Genomic DNA, 18,155 nt, shown 5'->3' on the forward strand with positions numbered 1-18,155 from the left:
TTAAAGTTATACTGAGGGAACAGGATAAAATTGAAAATAAATTAACATTGAAAATTCTAAACTATATTAACGGCGAATACGTTGAGCCACTTTCAAAACAATGGTTGGATAATTATAATCCTTCCAACGGAGAAGTGTATTCTCAAATTGCAAATTCCAATCAGGACGATATAGAAATTGCATATCAAGCCGCTAAAGAAGCTTTTCCTAAATGGAGTAATACAACTATCGACGCACGTAGTCGTATTCTTTTAAGGATTGCAGATTTAATTGAAGAAAATTTAGTTGATCTAGCCGAAGCTGAAGCAAAAGATAATGGGAAGCCATTAAGTCTAGCGTTGTCTGTTGACATCCCAAGAGCATCATCAAATTTTAGGTTTTTTGGAAATGCTATTACCCAGTTTTCAAGCGATGCTCATGAAAGTGTTGGGTTAAATACTATGAATTTCACGCTTCGTCAGCCTCTTGGAGTTGTAGGCTGCATTTCACCTTGGAATTTACCATTATATTTGTTTTCATGGAAAATTGCACCTGCAATTGCTGCAGGAAACACTGTAGTTGCTAAGCCAAGTGAAGTAACTCCAATGACCGCTTTCCTATTAGGAAAAATTTGTACAGAAGCTGGGCTACCGAAAGGTGTTCTAAACATTGTTCACGGCTTAGGTCCTTCTGCCGGAGAAGTAATAGTAACCCATAAAAACATTAAAGCAATTTCATTTACCGGGGGCACAAAGACTGGCGAACATATTGCTCGTACTGCCGCTCCAATGTTCAAGAAATTGTCGTTAGAATTAGGTGGGAAAAACCCAAACCTCATCTTTGCAGATTGCGATTATGAGAAAATGCTAGAAGTTACTGTCCGCTCATCGTTTGCGAACCAAGGTCAAATTTGCTTATGTGGAAGTAGGATATTTGTTGAAAGACCAATTTTTGAAAAATTTAAAAAAGACTTTGTTGAAAAAGTAAAACAACTAAAAGTTGGAAATCCATATGAAGCTGAAACCAACATAGGTGCTTTGGTTTCCAAGCCTCATTTAGAAAAAGTAGAATCTTACATTAAACTTGCTAAGGAAGAAGGTGGTGAAATACTTTTCGGTGGAAGTCGAGTTAAAGTGAGAGGTTTTGAAAAAGGATATTATTTAGAACCTACAATTATTGAGGTTTTCGACAATAATTGTCGTGTAAACCAAGAAGAAATTTTTGGGCCTGTGGTAACCATTATGCCATTTGATACTGAAGAAGAAGTGTTAAATATGGCAAACTCAGTTAAATATGGCTTATCTTCTACTTTATGGACTTCAGACTTAAATCGAACCATGCGAATTTCTAAACAGATTGAAGCGGGAATAGTTTGGGTTAACACATGGCTTAACCGTGATTTAAGAACTCCATTTGGTGGTGTAAAGGACAGCGGTGTGGGACGTGAAGGCGGATTTGAAGCTTTGAGGTTTTTCACTGAAGCAAAGAATGTATGTATTAGATACGAATGAAGTTGAATACGAAATAAATATTGAACCTAAAAAAATAAAATAAATTTTCCTCGAGCGCAGTTGAAGTGCCTTGTAAAAGTTGAAAGACTATTGAAATGGTTACGACTGCACTCGCTTTGATAAATAGATATGAATATGGACTTAACAAATAAAAATGCATTAGTCTGCGGAAGTACTGCAGGCATAGGAAGGGCAACTGCAATACAATTGGCTAAACTTGGAGCTACAGTTACATTAGTTGCAAGAGATCAAGTAAAATTAAAAGAAACATTAATAGAGCTTCCACATGACAAAGGTCAGAAGCACAATTATTTTGTTGCAGATTTTACAAATCCGCAGCAATTAAAAGACAAGGTAGAAGTTGCTGTTTCAAACAAGATTTTTCACATTTTGGTGAATAATACGGGTGGACCAAAGGGCGGCCCTATTTTTTCAGCAGAACCTGATGAATTTGAAAAAGCATTTTCAATGCACGTAATATGCAATCAGATTTTAGCTCAGGCCGTTGTGCCAGGAATGAAAGAAGCGGATTATGGTAGAATAATAAATATTATTTCAACTTCTGTAAAACAACCTATTGATAATCTGGGAGTAAGTAATACCATTCGCGGAGCTGTAGCAAGCTGGAGTAAAACAATGGCAAATGAGTTAGGGCAATTCGGAATAACTGTAAACAACGTTCTCCCAGGATTTACCGCTACAGATAGACTAGAGGATATAGTAGCAAATGCTGCTAAAAGAATGAACAAGACAGAAAAAGAAGCTGCCGAGACTATGAAAAATCTTGTACCAGCAAGACGTTTTGCACAACCTGGTGAAATTGCAAATGCGGTAGCTTTTTTATCGAGTGAAGCTGCTAGCTACATTAATGGGATTAACCTTCCGGTAGATGGTGGACGAACCAAAAGTTTGTAAATTTAAATTCAAAATAATTATTACTCTATAATATAGTGAAATGATATGAAACGAAAACTCCGCATTAATGGCCATTCTCACCTTCTACCCTATCCAGAAGAAATTCCTCAATTTATGCAGGACAAGGGAATTTTTTGGGTAGATAAAGACAGAAAGTTTATGCTTCAAAAAGATTGGAGTCGCCCTGTTACAGACTCTAGTTTCTTTTTAAATGAAAAGCTAGAATGGATGGAGCGTTTTAAGATAGACCACGCTGTGGTACTAAATCTTTCACAACTTTATGGAAACGGTTTGCGCGTTGAAGAAATGAAAAAAGCACTTCGTTTTCAAAACGATTTCAACGCTAAAGTGCAACACAACAATCCTTCAAAATTTACCTGTGGGTTTGTTGTTCACCCTGGATTCGTAAGAGGTGCTTTGTGGGAGATAGAGCGTTGTGTTGAAGAGTTAGGGATGCAACTTTTGTGTTTACCTACCCACTATATGGATTCTATCGGTACATGGCGCTGTATTTTTGACGAGGAAAATGAACCGATATTTGAGCTTGCTTCAAAATATAATTTAGCTGTAGAAATCCATCCTTATGATGGTGAAAAATTCATAAAATTAGAAAATACAGCTTGGCGTTTTCACCTTATCTGGATGTTGGCACAATGCGCCGATGCTTATCACTTTTTAACGCTAAATGGCTATGCCGACAAATACCCTGGTATGCGTACCTGTTTCGCACACGGAGGACAATTAGCTCAAATAAACCTAGGTAGAAGAATACAAGGTTTTGATGGTCGCCCAGACTTATTTGAAGGAAAAACACACCCTAGAAAAGCTGTAGGACACAAAAATATCTTCTTCGATACGCTTGTACACGATACAGGATCATTAGAGTTGGTAGTTAAAAATCAAGGTGCAAAACAAGTTTTAGTAGGACTTGACGATCCATACCCTTTGGGAGAAATGGAAAGTGCTCCACAATCATCATATCCTGGAAAAATATTAGATCTTGCCTTAGACCGCAAGATTATTACCCAAACAGAGGCCGATGCTATGTGGGAGGACAATGTAATTCAATGGCTATGTGGCGATGATGAAACTGCTAAAGAAAAACTTGTTAAGCGTATTCTTGGTGAATAATCAAATTAATAACTACAATTTTACATCTATAAAAAATGGATTTCCTTCCTGCTAAAATAAACGATTACATTGAAAGCCATTCACAACCAGAACCTGAATTACTACAAAGGTTAAGTCGTGAAACTTGGCAAAAAGTACTTGCGCCAAGAATGCTAAGCGGGCATTTACAAGGTCGTATTTTAAGTATGTTATCTAAATTGATACAGCCAAAGAATATTCTTGAAGTTGGGACTTATACAGGTTACTCTGCGCTGTGCCTAGCCGAAGGAATGCAAGAAAATGGGGAGCTTCATACTATAGATATTAATGAAGAGTTATTCGATTTTCAACGTAAGTATTTTGATAAATCTGCTTATGGGAATCAAATAGTTCAGCATTTAGGAAATGCTTTGGAGATTATCCCAGAATTCGATAAAATTTTCGACCTAGTTTTTATTGATGCCGATAAAAGCAACTATCCCAACTATCTTGAAATTATTCTTCCTAAACTAAAAAAAGGTTCTGTTATTTTAAGCGACAATGTACTTTGGAGTGGAAAAGTAGTTGAAAAAGTAAAGAAAGACGATATCGATACACAAGCGCTTCTACAATACAATCAAGCTTTAAATACACATCCAAGACTAGAGACTGTTCTTCTACCTATTCGCGATGGATTGACGATTTCACGAGTGAAGAAATAAAGATTCTTTTTCTATTACTTTTTTACACAAATTGTGAAAAACAAAAGCGAATACAATTCCTACTATGGCGCCAACAAAGATGTCGCTTGGGTAATGAACACCAACAAATATTCGACTTAACACAAAAATTATTGGCCATATATAAGCTAAGTAAATCCATTTTGTGTAGTTGCGTAACATCAATACTACAAAAGTTGTTATTGCAAAGCTGGACGAAGCATGGCCTGAGAAAAAACTATAGCTGTTGGGTTCTTGAAGAATTCGGATCAATTCTGCAAAGGCCTTCACATTATTAGGCCTTAAACGCCCCACATAGTCTTTTACAATTAGAGTGAATAAGTAGGTAACCGCAAATGTTATTATTAAAAAAGTTAAAGTGACCAATGCCTTTCGACCTTTGTAATAATAAAAAATTAAGTATACAAAGAAAATAAAAAGAGGTATCCAAATTTCAATTCGTGTGGTAAAAAGCCAAAACGAATCAAAAGCTTCACCTCCAAGACCGTTTAAAAAAACAAAAAGGTCTCTATCCCATTGCTTAAGGCTTTCAAACATCTAGAACTTTCGTTTAATTGGGCCCGTTATTTCATCGACCTCATCTTTAACTTTATCAATTTCTTTGCGAACGTCCTTAGTAATATCAACATCGATACCTTGCTTTTCGGCACTTTTGGTGATTTCAGATTTTATATCGTTTGTAGCATCTTTAACTTGACGCATAGCCTTCCCTAATCCCCTTGCAATCTCTGGAACTTTGTCGGCACCAAAAACCAAAAGAATGATGAATAGAATAAATCCTATTTCGGCACCGCTAATGAAAAGAAAATAAGCCTGTAAAATCATGCTGCAAATATACTAATGAGTTATGAGTTAATTGTGATGAGTAAAGAGTTTTTATAATATGAGTATACAAAAACTCCCTTCTATATTTTTTAACACAGAAGGGAGGCTCTTAATTTAGTATTGAGTTATTACTTTTTAGAATTATTTTTAAACTTCTCAAAAGCTCCAAGCTCCTTTTGTCTTGGCCAAACATTGTTAGATGTATCAATATCTGCAGTTTCTTCCTCTGGATCTACTTCAACTCTTACAATTTCTTTTTCTGATGCAATAACTTTACTTACGTAGCCATCATTCTTTCTCCAAATTTGAGCAGGATATGTAATTCGTTCTGAAGTTCCATCGCTATAAGTGTATTTAACTAATATAGGCATCGGAATACCTCCTAGCTTTTCAAAAGTTATTTCATGAAAGTACTTCGGGTTTTTTAAACTTGGTCTTTCCTCTACTGGAATATTTTCTTCAATATAATCCTTTAATGGCTGAACATCATTAATATTAGCAGTTTTCATACTTGCTTCGTAATCCTCGCTATCTTCAGCGACCATATATACCATTGCGGGAATTTCGGTTTCAAGAATACCACGTTCTGCAATAATTTCTTTAACCTCTTTAGTCATTTTAGAGGTTACGTGATACCTCTTTACATCTTTTACTCCCAAATCTACATAGTTGGTGGTGTAAAACCATTCTCTCCAATACCAATCTAAATCTACAGCCGAAGCATCTTCCATTGTTCTAAAGAAATCTTCAGGAGTAGGGTGCTTAAACATCCATCGATTAGCATAGGTTTTAAATGCAAAATCAAAAAGCTCACGTCCCATTACAGTTTCTCGAAGAATATTTAATGCTGTAGCTGGCTTTCCATATGCATTGGCTCCAAAACTATAAACATTCAATCCTTTAGTCATTATTGGGGCTAACTGACTTTGATCACCAGCCATATAATCTACGATGTTTTTTGCTGGACCGCGACGCGACGGATACTTTTTATGTGGCGCTATAGCGTCTGGGTATGATTCGCCAAAATCTTGCTCCGCAACGTATTGCGTAAAAGTGTTTAAACCTTCGTCCATCCATGTCCATTGGCGTTCATCACTATTTACAATCATTGGGAAATAGTTGTGTCCAACCTCGTGAATAATTACGCTTATCATTCCAAACTTAATACGCTCTCTTACTGTGCCATCCTTTTCAGGTCTTCCATAATTCCAGCATATCATAGGATATTCCATCCCTTGATTTTCAGCACTTACCGAAATAGCTTTTGGATACGGATAGTCAAAAGTCATTCGTGAAAAAGTTTTTAAAGTACTAGCAACCGCAAGAGTTGACCAATCACCCCAAAGTGGATTGGATTCTGGTGGGTATAACGAAACTGCCTTTACAGAGCCTGTTCCCATTTTAACCGCCATCATATCCCACATATACTTTCTTGAAGTTGCAAAAGCATAATCACGTACATTTTCAGCTTTAAACTTCCAGGTTTTCTTTGCTTTAGAAAATCCTTTTGAAGCCGCCTCAGCTTCTTCTTGTGTTACAATCAAGACCGGTTTATCAAAAGATTTTTGAGCTTCTTCATAACGCTTCAACATATCTTTAGTAAAAACATCCTTTCTGTTTTGAAGGTTTCCTGTTGCATCCAAAATATGATCTGCAGGAACAGTAATATTCACTTCAAAATTTCCAAATGGCAATGCAAATTCATCTCTTCCCCAGAACTGGCTATTTTGCCATCCTTCTACATCATTATATACAGCCATTCTTGGATAAAACTGAGCGATTACATATCCGCGATTTCCATCTTCAAATGTTTCGTAACCACTTCGCCCACCGACAACCATATAGTCGTTAATATTATACCACCACTTAATAGAAAATTCAAACTTTTCTCCTGGTTTTAAGGCTTGAGGCATATCAATACGCATCATTGTACGATTAATAGTATATGTCAATGCATTTCCTTTTGCGTCTTTTACTTCTAGTATATTAAACCCACCATCAAAAGCTTCGGTCATATAATTTTCAACAAAAGTCGAAGGCATATTTGCAGGAGAAACGCCTGAAGGCTCAATTAAAGGTGACTTCGAGTCTTTTGCTCTCACGTTTTGATCGAGTTGCACCCACAGGTACTCCAAAACGTCGGGGGAATTATTACTGTAGGTTATCGTTTCATACCCGCTAATCCTCTTGTTTTCATCGTCAAGCTCAATATCCATAATATAGTCTGCTTGCTGTTGATAGTAATGTGGACCAGGAGCACCACTAGCAGTTCTAAACATATTTGGTGTGGCAAACTCTTCATTGAGCTGCTTAAATCTATTGGTGTTGTAATGGCCCTGTTCCCTTTTAGCAGGTTCTGCTTCATTTTGCGCAAATGCATGTCCAGAGAAAAAGAATAATACGGCGAGGATTAGAATGTTAGTTGATTTCATTCGAAAGGTTTAATAGTTTAATAAGCCACTTGGTTCATCCCTATCAAGAATTAAACTTCGCCGGCTTTTGGGAGTTTTTAAATGGATAATATTCTGCTGATCTGAAAAGGTTTCGGTTAGTACTTTATTTTCAATTTCAATCGTCTTTATTTCTTTAATATCTTTTACTTCAATATAGGAAACGACCATATCAACATCATATTCTTTACCAATATATTCAAGCTTTACCGGCTTCCCGTTTACTTTAATATTTATTTTCTGAAACAGGTATTTTTTCAGTAGCTCATCCACTTTAGGCGATTCATTTTTTCCACCTAATAAGATTGAGGAATTATAACGCTGTTGTAGTGCATCTTCAAGATCATCTGTAAAGATTTTGGCTATTATCTGAAGAGAATTTTTCTGTTTTGCATATTCAATTTTTGTAATACTTACATAAAACTTATGAACCGGAACACCCGACATTAAAGGAAAAGCAATTAATAGAATAAGAATTTTGAAGTATTTCATATACAAATCATAAGACGAAACATCTGTAGATTACAATCTTAAGAGTACAATACTAATTATTTTTTTGTTTTTTTTAGTCTAAATTATGCATAGATAATTGAGAACTGTGCAGATAAGTAATTTAAAAAATATTTTTTCACTTAAGATATTTAGTGAAAACTCCGAAGAATTACTCGCTCCGTTTTTTATATTCTATACTTTTTTCAAGAAGAAAGTCCATTAATTGCAATTCGTTTTCAGGCTTCAATAAATCCTTGTCCAAGCCGTTTTCTTGTGCATAAAACAAGAAATCTACAGTTTTTTGTTGAGGAATATTAAAATTATCTTCTATAAACTCTTTGCTAAAGCGCTGTTGTATGTTATTACTTATAAGATTATCTCTTTCTTGCTTTTCAACAACTGAAATCTTTTTTCCATTCGGAAAAAGTAATTGCCCTACTCCCCCCAAAATAGCTAAAACATCGGCACCATTTTTAAGTGCATAACTATGGAGTGCTTCTTCGGCTGCATTTCCAGAAATAGCCGTTTTATCATCAGGCTTAAAATTGTACCCATACTCCAAGGCTATATAGCTCAAATCCCAATCTTTAGCCACATTGTAAGTAGGTATCTTCATGACATCTACATTAATATTCCCCGTTAAATCATAAGGTCTTACTACAACCTCTTCTAATTGATTTACTGCAGGATTAAGAAAAATATTCATAATTTTTCTATCAACAACCCCTTTATCTATTACAACTGTAAACGATTGATATTGCAATGCTGTAATTTGTACTCTATCGTTTTCTGCTATTTCAATTTCAAAAGTTCCATCAGTATTTGTGATGGTTCCATTTTGAGCGGAAATATTATACACTGATATACCTTCGGCATCTTCACCCTCGGGAACGTGAAGTTTACCAGAAACTTTAACACGGTCAATTTCCTGTGCTAATATTACGGGACTTACTATTATGAAAAGTAGAAGAAGTAGTTTTTTTGTCATCTATTAAAGATACGGATTTGTTTTGACTAAGAAAACTAAAAGTTTCCATTCGCAATGGTTAAATTTACATGTTTTAAAAGTCAACATTCTTATTATATTATAACTGACAAGAAAAATCCTTCAAAATGAAAAACCTTTTAGTAGTTAGTACAAGCACTGTTTACGGTGGTGAATATTTAGATTATATAACAGATGAAATGGCAGAATTATTTAAGGAAACTGAAGAAGTTATTTTTATTCCCTACGCTAGACCTGGTGGGATTAGCCACGATAGTTATACTGAAAAGGCTGCTAAAGCATTTAATAAAATTGGAAAAAAATTAATCGGCCTTCACACTTTTAAAGACCCTGTAGCAGCAATTAATAATTCAAAAGGAATTTTCACTGGTGGCGGAAATACATTTGTACTAGTTAGCGCACTATATAAGTTCGAAGTAATGCAACCGCTTAGAGAAGCTATTTTTAACGGAATGCCATATATGGGAACAAGTGCTGGGAGCAATATTTGTGGGGTGTCTATGCAGACCACCAACGATATGCCAATTGTATATCCACCATCGTTTAAGACATTGGGAGTTATCCCTTTTAATTTAAACCCGCATTATTTGGACCCAGACCCTACTAGCAAACATATGGGAGAAACACGAGAAACAAGAATTGCAGAGTTTCACACTCAAAACACCATTCCCGTGGTCGGACTTCGTGAAGGAAGTTGGTTACGTATAAAAGGGGATGAAATTATTTTAGAAGGTGATTTAGATGCTCGCGTGTTTAAACAAGGAAAGAAGCCGTATGAAATTTCAAGCGGGACAATTCTAAATTCTGAATTAGCTTAACTCCTTGACAAAATGATAGCCTTTTGCAACAAAGCCTTGATTATAAAAAAACTTATGCGAAGGAAAATTATGCACATAACTATTCAGTTCTATCCAATTGCATGATTTTTTCTTTGCATAATCTGTAACGAAATTGGTTAGCATCTCCCCTATGCCTTTTCCTCTATAGGTATCGTCGATAATAACATGGTCCATTTCCACATTTTTGCCAGCATAATGCCGAGTTTGAAACCACAAGCCGCAGGTGCCTATTAAAACTTGATCGTCAAATATACCTAGGCACTCATAATTTTGCGCTGCCATTTCAAGCAACCGTTCTTTTATAAGGTCTTCGGGAACAGCGTAATTTCCGAGTTTCTGTAATAGCGGAACTATACTTAAAATATTCTTAGACTCAATAATGCGGATTGAAATAACGTTATCTTTCAAAATAATGGTAATTTTAAAACTTCATAATTTACTATAATGAAGCGTAACGAATTTATTAAAATTTCTGGTCTTGCAGGTCTAAGCTTAGCTATTTTTCCGCATTTTTCTTTTAGTATTTATTCAGAAGAATTTACCCGAAATCAACTTATTGGTAAAGGTAATCCTGATATTGTAGGAGAAAGCTATACCTCCAAGATGCACAAATCTGCTAAGGAAGCTTTCAATAAAATGAAAGAAGCTGCCGCAAAAGACAATTTTAATATAGAAGTTGTTTCTTCATACCGCAGTTTTCAGCGTCAAAAAGAGATTTTTGAAAGGAAGTATAGAAACTTCACCTCGAAGGGACTCTCTCCTATGGAGGCAATCGAAAAAATTATTGAGTATTCTACCATCCCTGGTACTTCTCGCCATCATTGGGGTACCGACTTAGATATTATTGATGCTAATGCCCCTCGGCCATCAAGTGTTTTACAACCTGAAAATTTTCATGGAAATGGGCCGTATTGCGACTTTAAAGTTTGGCTTAATGAAAATGCAGAGAAATATGATTTTCATGAAGTTTATACTGACAATGGAAACCGAAAAGGTTTTAAATATGAACCTTGGCATTTTAGTTATGCTCCAGTATCTGTACCTATGTTAAAAGAATACAAGGAAAAGATTGACGTGAAGAAAATGCTTTCAGAAGAAGAGCTTTTAGGCAGTGAACACTTTTCTGATGATTTTATCAAAAGGTATTACACTGAAAACATCTTAGATATAAATCCGAAATTACTTCCTTAGGGAAGCTTATAAACAGTTTCACTGTTACAGTATTTAAACTAATATTATCAAACAAAAAATCTTAAAATGAATAAAAAAGTCCTTTTAATGATTCTTGACGGTTGGGGCATTTCTCAGAATCCAGAGGTATCTGCTATAGCTCAAGCCAACACACCATTTATAGATTCTCTTTACCACAAGTATCCAAACGCACAGCTACTTACTCATGGAATGAATGTTGGTCTTCCTGACGGACAAATGGGTAATAGCGAAGTAGGACACATGAATCTCGGAGCTGGACGAATTGTATATCAAGACCTGGCCAAAATAAACATGGCGGTTGAACAACAAAAGTTAAATCAAGAGCCTGAACTTCAAAAAGCATTTGAGTATGCAAAAAAGAATAATAGAAATTTACACTTCATAGGCTTAGTTTCTGATGGTGGTGTGCACTCACATATTGGACACTTAAAAGGCTTACTGTCAGCAGCCCAAAAAGAAGGAGTAAAAAACATGTATGTTCACGCATTTACCGATGGCCGTGATGTTGACCCTCATTCAGGAAAAGGATTTATTGAAGATTTAGAAAACCACCTAGAACAAACTGGAGGAAAATTAGCCTCAGTAATAGGTCGTTATTTTGCAATGGATCGTGACAAACGCTGGGAGCGCGTAAAAAAAGCTTACGATTTGTTGTGCTTCGGCAAAGGTAAACCTTCAAAAAATGCAGTATCAAGTATTGAGGAAAGTTATGCCGAAGGAATTACAGACGAATTTCTTGAGCCTATTACAATGACAACCACTGAAAGTAAACCAGTTGCAACTATACAAGCAGACGACGTAGTTATTTTCTTCAATTTTAGAACCGATAGAGGAAGACAACTCACTGAAGTTTTAACTCAGAAGGACCACGAGAGCTTTGAAATGAAAACGCTTCCATTGTATTTTGTAACGCTTACCAATTACGACGATTCTTTTGGAAACATAAAAGTTGTATACAACAAAGAAAACTTGACTGATACGCTAGGCGAAGTATTAGAGAAAGCCGGTAAAAAGCAAATTCGAATTGCAGAGACTGAAAAGTATCCGCATGTAACATTTTTCTTTTCAGGAGGTAGAGAAGTTCCTTTTGAAGGTGAAAAACGAATTCTTTGTCCTTCGCCAATGGTAGCTACCTACGACTTAAAACCTGAGATGAGTGCTTATGAAATTCGTGATAAGATTTTACCAGAAATAGAAAATGAAACCGCAGAGTTTATTTGTTTAAATTTCGCCAACCCAGATATGGTTGGACATACAGGTGTTTTTGAAGCAGCTATAAAAGCTTGTGAAACTGTAGACAACTGTGTAAAAGCAATTGTAAACCAAGCTTTAAAAAGTCATTACACAACAATCATTATTGCCGACCACGGAAATAGTGAAACAATGCAAAACCTTGACGGCTCACCAAACACAGCGCACACAATTAACCCAGTGCCAATCATCATTGTTGACGAGGATATAAAATCGGTTAAAAATGGAATTTTAGGTGATATAGCTCCAACAATTTTAGATATTATGGGTGTAGCTCAACCTGAAATAATGACTCAGAAATCTTTAGTTTAAAATTTATAATATAAAAATCAACATCAAACTTAACTATGAAAAAAGTAATTTTAATTCTCTCTGCTACCCTTTTGGTAGCCTGTAATTCTTCAAAAGACAAAAAAAACTCACTTGAAAACAGCACAATTGAAATGGCAACAGAAAACAGTAATAAAAAAATTAACGACACTGTTCCCTATGAAGACACAGTTATGCTTTTAGGAGAATCTAACAGACAAGGATTACTAATGGAGCCTTTTAAAGAATGGTATAATTTAGGTTATAGTCATTATAGAACAGCTCCAGAGGTTACAAATGAGTTAAAGCCACTTCTTGAAGATGTATCTATCTCCGTTTTTATGGGTACTTGGTGTGAAGATAGCCAGCGTGATGTTCCACATTTATATAAAATACTAGACGACACCGGTTTTGACGAATCTAAACTTACTCTAGTAAATGTCAATGACGAAAAAACTACACCTCAAGGATTGGAAGATGGAAAGAATATTATTAACGTTCCAACCCTTATATTTTATAAGGATGGTGTTGAATTAGGTCGAATTGTAGAGTACCCAATTGAGACAATTGAAAAAGATATGCTTAAAATATTGAGTGGAAAAAATTACAAGCACGCTTACGCCGAATAAAACTTTAGCATCGGTATAATTCTTCGTAATTTTGCAGCTTGAAAAAAATTGAAATGATTGGAGAAACAATAACTATTGCTGTAGATTTTGATGGAACCATCGTAGAGGATAAGTATCCGCGTATTGGTAAACCTATCATTTTTGCCTTTGAAACCTTAAAGAAACTACAGGATAAAGGTCATCGACTTATATTGTGGACGTACAGAAAAGGCCCTGAATTGGAAGAGGCAGTACAGTTTTGCAAGGATAATGGTATTGTTTTCTACGCAGTCAACAACAGCTTTCCCGAAGAGGAATTTAACCCTACTCACAGTCGAAAAATAAACGCAGATATTTTTATTGACGATAGAAATGTTGGAGGACTAAAAAGTTGGGGAGAGATTTACCAAGAATTAGTGGGAGAACAACCTATTTCTAATAAATACACTAAAAAGAAAGGGTGGTTTTCCTTTTTGAAATAAATATATGATTATACCAAAAACAAGAGAAGAAATTGAATTAATGCGCGAAAGTGCATTAGTAGTATCCCGTACTTTAGGAATGCTAGCAAAGGAGGTAAAACCAGGGGTTACCACAAATCAGCTTAACAAAATGGCTGAAGAATATATTCGTAGTCAAGATGCGATTCCAGGTTTTCTAGGACTTTACGACTGTCCTTCAACCTTACTTACCAGTGTAAACGAAGCAGTAGTACATGGTCTTCCTACTGATATACCTTTAAAAGAAGGAGATATCGTAGCTATCGATTGCGGTGCAATAAAAAATGGATTTTACGGGGACCATGCATATACTTTTGAAGTAGGTGAGGTTTCACCAGAAGTAAAAAAACTTTTACAAGTTACTAAGGAGTCTCTTTATATAGGTATTCGCGAATTTAAAAAAGGAAATCGTGTAGGAGATGTAGGATATGCAATTCAAAATTACTGTGAAGCACATGATTATGGTGTAGTTCGTGAACTTGTAGGTCACGGCATTGGTCGTAAAATGCACGAAGATCCAGAAATGCCAAATTATGGACGTCGTGGTCGTGGAAAGAAATTTGTAGAGGGAATGACAATTGCGCTAGAGCCTATGATTAATATGGGAACTCATAGAGTAAAGCAACTCAGTGATGGTTGGACAATTGTAACTTTAGACGGACAACCAAGTGCTCATTTTGAACATAATATAGCTCTTGTAGATGGAAAACCTGAATTACTATCAACCTTCGATTATATTTATGATGCGCTAGGTATTACTAGCGACGAAGAAAAAGAATTCAGAAACTTATAGACTTAATGCCTTTGCACCTATGCTTTTAATATTTAATCGCAAGGTGCAAAAGTTTAAGAGTTCAAGCCTTACAATTTGTTCAAGAAAATCCTAAATACTATACCGCGACCCTTGCTTATCAGGCTGAGTATTATCGGACGCCCGATTCTTGCTTTTTTCTTAAGGGGCAATAAATTCACCGATCCAATTGACGGAAAATCTTACCGCAAGTTTCTTCCGTATGGATATGAAGTTATTCGTGAAAATGCACTTTCTCCTGGAACCCTTTCTTTGGAAAGACATAGGCTGTTTTGGCTTTATCTTAAAAATGAAACAGGATTTTTCACGGATAATATAAAAGTCCTACATTTTGCTCCAGAACAAGCTTTCTATAAAAAATTCAGGAAAATGAAAAATCTAAATTACACAACAACAGATTTGAATTCTCCCATTGCCGATGTAAAAGCAGACATCTGCAACTTACCTTTTAAGGATAATGAATTTGATTTTATAATCTGCAACCACGTTTTAGAGCACATCCCTGACGATACTAAAGCTATGATGGAATTATACCGTATTCTAGCTCCTGGCGGCACAGCGATTCTACAGGTGCCTTACAAAGCCGATTTAGATACTACTTTTGAAGACGATAGCATTACAGACCCTAAGGAACGCGCAAAAATATTTGGACAGTACGACCATGTGCGAGTTTACGGGATGGATTACTTTACAAAACTAGAAAGCATTGGGTTTAATGTAGAAGCTGTAAATTACACAAATACGTTAACCTCTGCAGAGGTTGAAAAGTACAAACTTCCGAAAGGCGAATTAATTCCAGTTTGCCGAAAACTAATTTCCTAATTGTCTTTTAAAACCTTTGGTAATAAAAACCTGATGGTTGTTTAATGAATCATTGAAGGTTAGATAAGCCTCTACACCTGGAAGGTTTTCAAGTAAATTTTTAGATTTTTCAAGACCTAAAGCCATAAATGAGGTGGCATAAGCATCTGCCAAAGCACAAGTTTCGGCAAGTACAGTGGCGCTTGTTACATCACTCTTTTCGGCTGAACCTGTTAACGGATTTAAAGTGTGTACATAACGCCTACCAGATGCTGAATCTATTCTGAACTTTCGGTAATTCCCTGAAGACGCCATGGCAATATTTTTAAGTTTAACAGTAGCCTCATAAGAACGATCACTTAATTCGGAATCTACAGTTTCAATACCTACTATCCAATCTTGCTGACTGTTTAAGTTCTGCCCCTTAGCAAGAATCTCACCCCCTAATTCAATAAGGTAATTACTAACTCCTTTGGACTCTAAGTAGCGGCCGATACAATCAATTCCAAAACCTTTAGCTACAGCATTAAAATCGAAGTAAATTTGAGGGTATTCTTTAGATATTGTCCCGTTTGTATTTATTTTCACTTTATGAAATCCAACATAGTCCATAAGCGAATCTAAGGTTGTACTATCGAAAACTTTCAAAGGTCTAACATCACCAAATCCATAAGCATTTCGCAGTACCCCTATTGTTGGGTCGAAATAACCGTTTGTTTTTTTATTCACATCCTCTGAAATTTCAAACACTTCTTTAAAGATAGCATCCACAACTAAAGTAGAGTCACCGCGATTAATTTTTGAAATATCGCTTTCAGGAATATAAGTGCTTACTGAATGATTTACGGCGTCGATAACAGAGTCTATTCCGGTTTTAAAATTAAAATCTTTTTCAGAATATAACTGAATATTATAGGTGGTACCAAAAGCTTCACCCTGAAAGTAGATTGGCGTCTCTTTGTTTTTATCACAGGAAGTTAATACTAGTAAAAAAGACAATGCGATGTATTTCACAAATTGAAACATACGATAAGTATATAGCGTTAAGGTGGTTTAAATTATTTCTTGTAATCCTTTATATACAAGGGTGTAATCTTCGTCTTTTAAAACGGGCTTCCCGTAATCACTGCCATGCCCTAAGCCTACTCCAGCATAGTAAGTTTTTGCTTCAAATTTAGAAGCGTGTTCTTTTATGGTTTGCATAAAAACAGGATCGTATGCTGCAGCATCCTGAGGATAGGATACAGCTCTTACAATTATAAAATGTAGTTCTTTATTCCTTAAAGCGACAAACTGGGGATCCTTTTTAAGCTTTGAGTTAACCCCTAAAAATTCAAATCCGTCTTCTTTCAATTGTTTCCCTACAATATTCATTGCAAGATTATGTAGTTCTTGTTTTGTAAGTTCTTCGGCCATAATTAATTCAAAATTAAAGAAAATAGAATTACGTTATAAAAAAAAACCGCTTCAAAATTGAAACGGCTTTATAATGTTTAATGTGTTTATTAACCCCCGAAATCATCGAAACGGATGTTCTCATCTGGGATTCCGAAGTCTTCACCCATTTTTTGAACAGCTTGGTTCATCAATGGAGGACCACAGAAATACAATTCGATATCCTCTGGAGTTTCATGGTGGTTTAAGTAATTGTCAATAACTACTTGGTGAATAAACCCTACGAAACCATCTCCTTCTTCATCGTGAATATCCTTTTTCACTTTCCAATTATCTTCTTCTAATGGTTCAGATAATGCTAAGTAGAACTTAAAGTTTGGAAATTCGTTTTCTAGTTCTTTAAAGTGATCTAGATAGAAAAGCTCCCTCTTAGAACGTCCACCGTACCAATAGGTAACTTTACGTCCAGTTTTCAAGGTTTTAAATAAGTGATATAGGTGAGATCTCATTGGTGCCATACCAGCTCCACCACCTACATAAAGCATTTCTGCTTCTGAAGGGTTGATAAAGAATTCACCGAAAGGACCAGAAATAACAACTTTGTCACCTTCCTTACAGTTAAAAATATACGATGAAGCGATACCTGGATTAACATCCATCCATCCACCTTTTGCACGGTCGAATGGCGGAGTTGCAATACGAACGTTAAGCATAATCTCACGTCCTTCTGCTGGATAAGAAGCCATTGAGTAGGCTCTTTCTATAGTTTCAGTATTTTTCATCACTAATGGCCAGAGTTTGAATTTGTCCCACTCCTCCTGAAATTTGTCTGGTCTATCGTGCTCCTCTGGGTGAGCCGTAATATCCATTTCTGAGAATTTAACCTCACAAGGCGGTACTTCAATTTGAATATACCCTCCAGCTTTATAGTTCATATCCTCAGGGATTTCAACTACAAATTCTTTAATAAAAGATGCAACGTTATAGTTTCTAACAACAGTAGCATCCCATTTTTTAATTCCAAATATTTCTTCTGGAATTGAAATATTCATATCCTGCTTAACTTTCACTTGGCAAGAAAGACGGGCACCTTCTTGCAACTCTTTACGAGTAAAGTGAGGCGTTTCTGTAGGCAATGCTTCACCACCACCAGATAATACGTGGCATTCACATTGAATACAAGTTCCACCACCACCACAAGCAGATGGCAAGAATATTTTTTCGTTACTTAAAGTAGTTAGAAGTGTGCCACCACTTTCTACTTCAATCACCTTTTCGTCGTTGATAGTGATTTTTACAGGACCCGACGGTGATAATTTTTGTTTGGTAAAGAGTAACAATGAAACCAATAACAAGGTTAGCACTAAAAAGGCTACAACTGTTACTATAATTACTCCGAGTGTACTTACTGCTAAAAACATA

Annotated in this window: 20 protein-coding genes; 11 read left to right on the top strand and 9 right to left on the bottom strand. The window is 35.8% G+C overall.

Going from position 1 to position 18,155, the window contains the following annotated elements; all coding sequences use genetic code 11:
• Positions 1-47 precede the first annotated feature (47 nt).
• The 4 genes from RT250_RS01155 to RT250_RS01170 all read left to right on the top strand — a co-directional run bounded on the left by RT250_RS01155 (position 48) and on the right by RT250_RS01170 (position 4,216).
• Positions 48-1,490: an aldehyde dehydrogenase gene (locus tag RT250_RS01155; RefSeq protein ID WP_313111360.1), complete on the top strand. Its 1,443-nt coding sequence runs from the start codon at positions 48-50 to the stop codon at positions 1,488-1,490.
• A 129-nt stretch (positions 1,491-1,619) separates the two neighbouring features.
• Positions 1,620-2,405 carry an SDR family oxidoreductase gene (locus tag RT250_RS01160; RefSeq protein WP_313111362.1) on the top strand — a complete coding sequence of 262 codons (786 nt, stop codon included), beginning with the start codon at positions 1,620-1,622 and terminating at the stop codon, positions 2,403-2,405.
• A 45-nt stretch (positions 2,406-2,450) separates the two neighbouring features.
• Positions 2,451-3,536 carry an amidohydrolase family protein gene (locus RT250_RS01165; RefSeq protein WP_313111364.1) on the top strand — a complete coding sequence of 362 codons (1,086 nt, stop codon included), beginning with the start codon at positions 2,451-2,453 and terminating at the stop codon, positions 3,534-3,536.
• 35 nt (positions 3,537-3,571) lie between these two features.
• Positions 3,572-4,216, top strand: coding sequence for an O-methyltransferase (locus RT250_RS01170; RefSeq protein WP_313111368.1), 645 nt, complete (start codon positions 3,572-3,574; stop codon positions 4,214-4,216).
• Here RT250_RS01170 and RT250_RS01175 read toward each other — a convergent pair.
• The 5 genes from RT250_RS01175 to RT250_RS01195 form a co-directional block, all read right to left on the bottom strand.
• Complete coding sequence (locus RT250_RS01175; RefSeq protein WP_313111370.1) at positions 4,199-4,771, bottom strand: phosphatase PAP2 family protein; 573 nt, start codon at positions 4,769-4,771, stop codon at positions 4,199-4,201. The two genes, RT250_RS01170 and RT250_RS01175, sit on opposite strands and share 18 nt — an antisense overlap.
• A complete protein-coding gene (locus tag RT250_RS01180) occupies positions 4,772-5,059 on the bottom strand; it encodes a twin-arginine translocase TatA/TatE family subunit (RefSeq protein WP_313111372.1) in 288 nt (95 codons plus the stop codon). It abuts the gene before it with no gap.
• A 128-nt stretch (positions 5,060-5,187) separates the two neighbouring features.
• Positions 5,188-7,491 (bottom strand): M1 family metallopeptidase, encoded by a 2,304-nt coding sequence (locus RT250_RS01185; protein ID WP_313111374.1) that lies wholly within the window; start codon positions 7,489-7,491, stop codon positions 5,188-5,190.
• Between the two features lie 9 nt (positions 7,492-7,500).
• Positions 7,501-8,001: a DUF6702 family protein gene (locus tag RT250_RS01190; RefSeq protein ID WP_313111375.1), complete on the bottom strand. Its 501-nt coding sequence runs from the start codon at positions 7,999-8,001 to the stop codon at positions 7,501-7,503.
• Between the two features lie 169 nt (positions 8,002-8,170).
• Positions 8,171-8,989 (bottom strand): BamP family beta-assembly machinery protein, encoded by an 819-nt coding sequence (locus RT250_RS01195; RefSeq protein WP_313111376.1) that lies wholly within the window; start codon positions 8,987-8,989, stop codon positions 8,171-8,173.
• Between the two features lie 125 nt (positions 8,990-9,114).
• Between RT250_RS01195 and pepE the strand changes: the two genes are divergently transcribed.
• Positions 9,115-9,825, top strand: a complete 711-nt coding sequence (gene pepE, locus RT250_RS01200) for a dipeptidase PepE (protein WP_313111377.1) — start codon at positions 9,115-9,117, stop codon at positions 9,823-9,825.
• Here the strand turns inward: pepE and RT250_RS01205 are convergent.
• The gene (locus RT250_RS01205) at positions 9,817-10,254 is read right to left on the bottom strand and encodes a GNAT family N-acetyltransferase (RefSeq protein WP_313111378.1); all 438 of its coding nucleotides are present in this window, start codon (positions 10,252-10,254) and stop codon (positions 9,817-9,819) included. The two genes, pepE and RT250_RS01205, sit on opposite strands and share 9 nt — an antisense overlap.
• 36 nt (positions 10,255-10,290) lie before the next feature.
• On the opposite strand from RT250_RS01205, the gene RT250_RS01210 reads away from it, so the two are divergent.
• The 6 genes from RT250_RS01210 to RT250_RS01235 all read left to right on the top strand — a co-directional run bounded on the left by RT250_RS01210 (position 10,291) and on the right by RT250_RS01235 (position 15,359).
• The gene (locus tag RT250_RS01210; protein WP_313111379.1) at positions 10,291-11,037 is read left to right on the top strand and encodes a M15 family metallopeptidase; all 747 of its coding nucleotides are present in this window, start codon (positions 10,291-10,293) and stop codon (positions 11,035-11,037) included.
• A gap of 66 nt (positions 11,038-11,103) precedes the next feature.
• Positions 11,104-12,621: a 2,3-bisphosphoglycerate-independent phosphoglycerate mutase gene (gene gpmI / locus RT250_RS01215; protein WP_313111381.1), complete on the top strand. Its 1,518-nt coding sequence runs from the start codon at positions 11,104-11,106 to the stop codon at positions 12,619-12,621.
• A 35-nt stretch (positions 12,622-12,656) separates the two neighbouring features.
• Positions 12,657-13,247, top strand: a complete 591-nt coding sequence (locus RT250_RS01220; protein ID WP_313111383.1) for a thioredoxin family protein — start codon at positions 12,657-12,659, stop codon at positions 13,245-13,247.
• A 53-nt stretch (positions 13,248-13,300) separates the two neighbouring features.
• Positions 13,301-13,708, top strand: a complete 408-nt coding sequence (locus RT250_RS01225; protein ID WP_313111385.1) for a BT0820 family HAD-type phosphatase — start codon at positions 13,301-13,303, stop codon at positions 13,706-13,708.
• Between the two features lie 4 nt (positions 13,709-13,712).
• Entirely contained in the window at positions 13,713-14,519 is an 807-nt protein-coding gene (map, locus tag RT250_RS01230; protein ID WP_313111387.1) for a type I methionyl aminopeptidase, read from the top strand.
• Positions 14,520-14,594: 75 nt separating this feature from the next.
• The gene (locus RT250_RS01235) at positions 14,595-15,359 is read left to right on the top strand and encodes a methyltransferase domain-containing protein (RefSeq protein WP_313111388.1); all 765 of its coding nucleotides are present in this window, start codon (positions 14,595-14,597) and stop codon (positions 15,357-15,359) included.
• On the opposite strand, the gene RT250_RS01240 is transcribed toward RT250_RS01235, so the two are convergent.
• From RT250_RS01240 to nqrF, 3 genes are all read right to left on the bottom strand, one after another.
• Positions 15,348-16,337: an FAD:protein FMN transferase gene (locus RT250_RS01240; protein ID WP_313111390.1), complete on the bottom strand. Its 990-nt coding sequence runs from the start codon at positions 16,335-16,337 to the stop codon at positions 15,348-15,350. The two genes, RT250_RS01235 and RT250_RS01240, sit on opposite strands and share 12 nt — an antisense overlap.
• A gap of 54 nt (positions 16,338-16,391) precedes the next feature.
• Positions 16,392-16,754 carry a DUF8840 domain-containing protein gene (locus tag RT250_RS01245; protein WP_313111391.1) on the bottom strand — a complete coding sequence of 121 codons (363 nt, stop codon included), beginning with the start codon at positions 16,752-16,754 and terminating at the stop codon, positions 16,392-16,394.
• An 89-nt stretch (positions 16,755-16,843) separates the two neighbouring features.
• Positions 16,844-18,154, bottom strand: a complete 1,311-nt coding sequence (gene nqrF, locus RT250_RS01250) for an NADH:ubiquinone reductase (Na(+)-transporting) subunit F (RefSeq protein WP_313111393.1) — start codon at positions 18,152-18,154, stop codon at positions 16,844-16,846.
• Position 18,155: the final 1 nt, after the last annotated feature.

Origin of the sequence: Aequorivita sediminis (assembly GCF_032080575.2) — a bacterium.
GTDB classification, from domain to species: Bacteria; Bacteroidota; Bacteroidia; order Flavobacteriales; family Flavobacteriaceae; genus Aequorivita; species Aequorivita sediminis.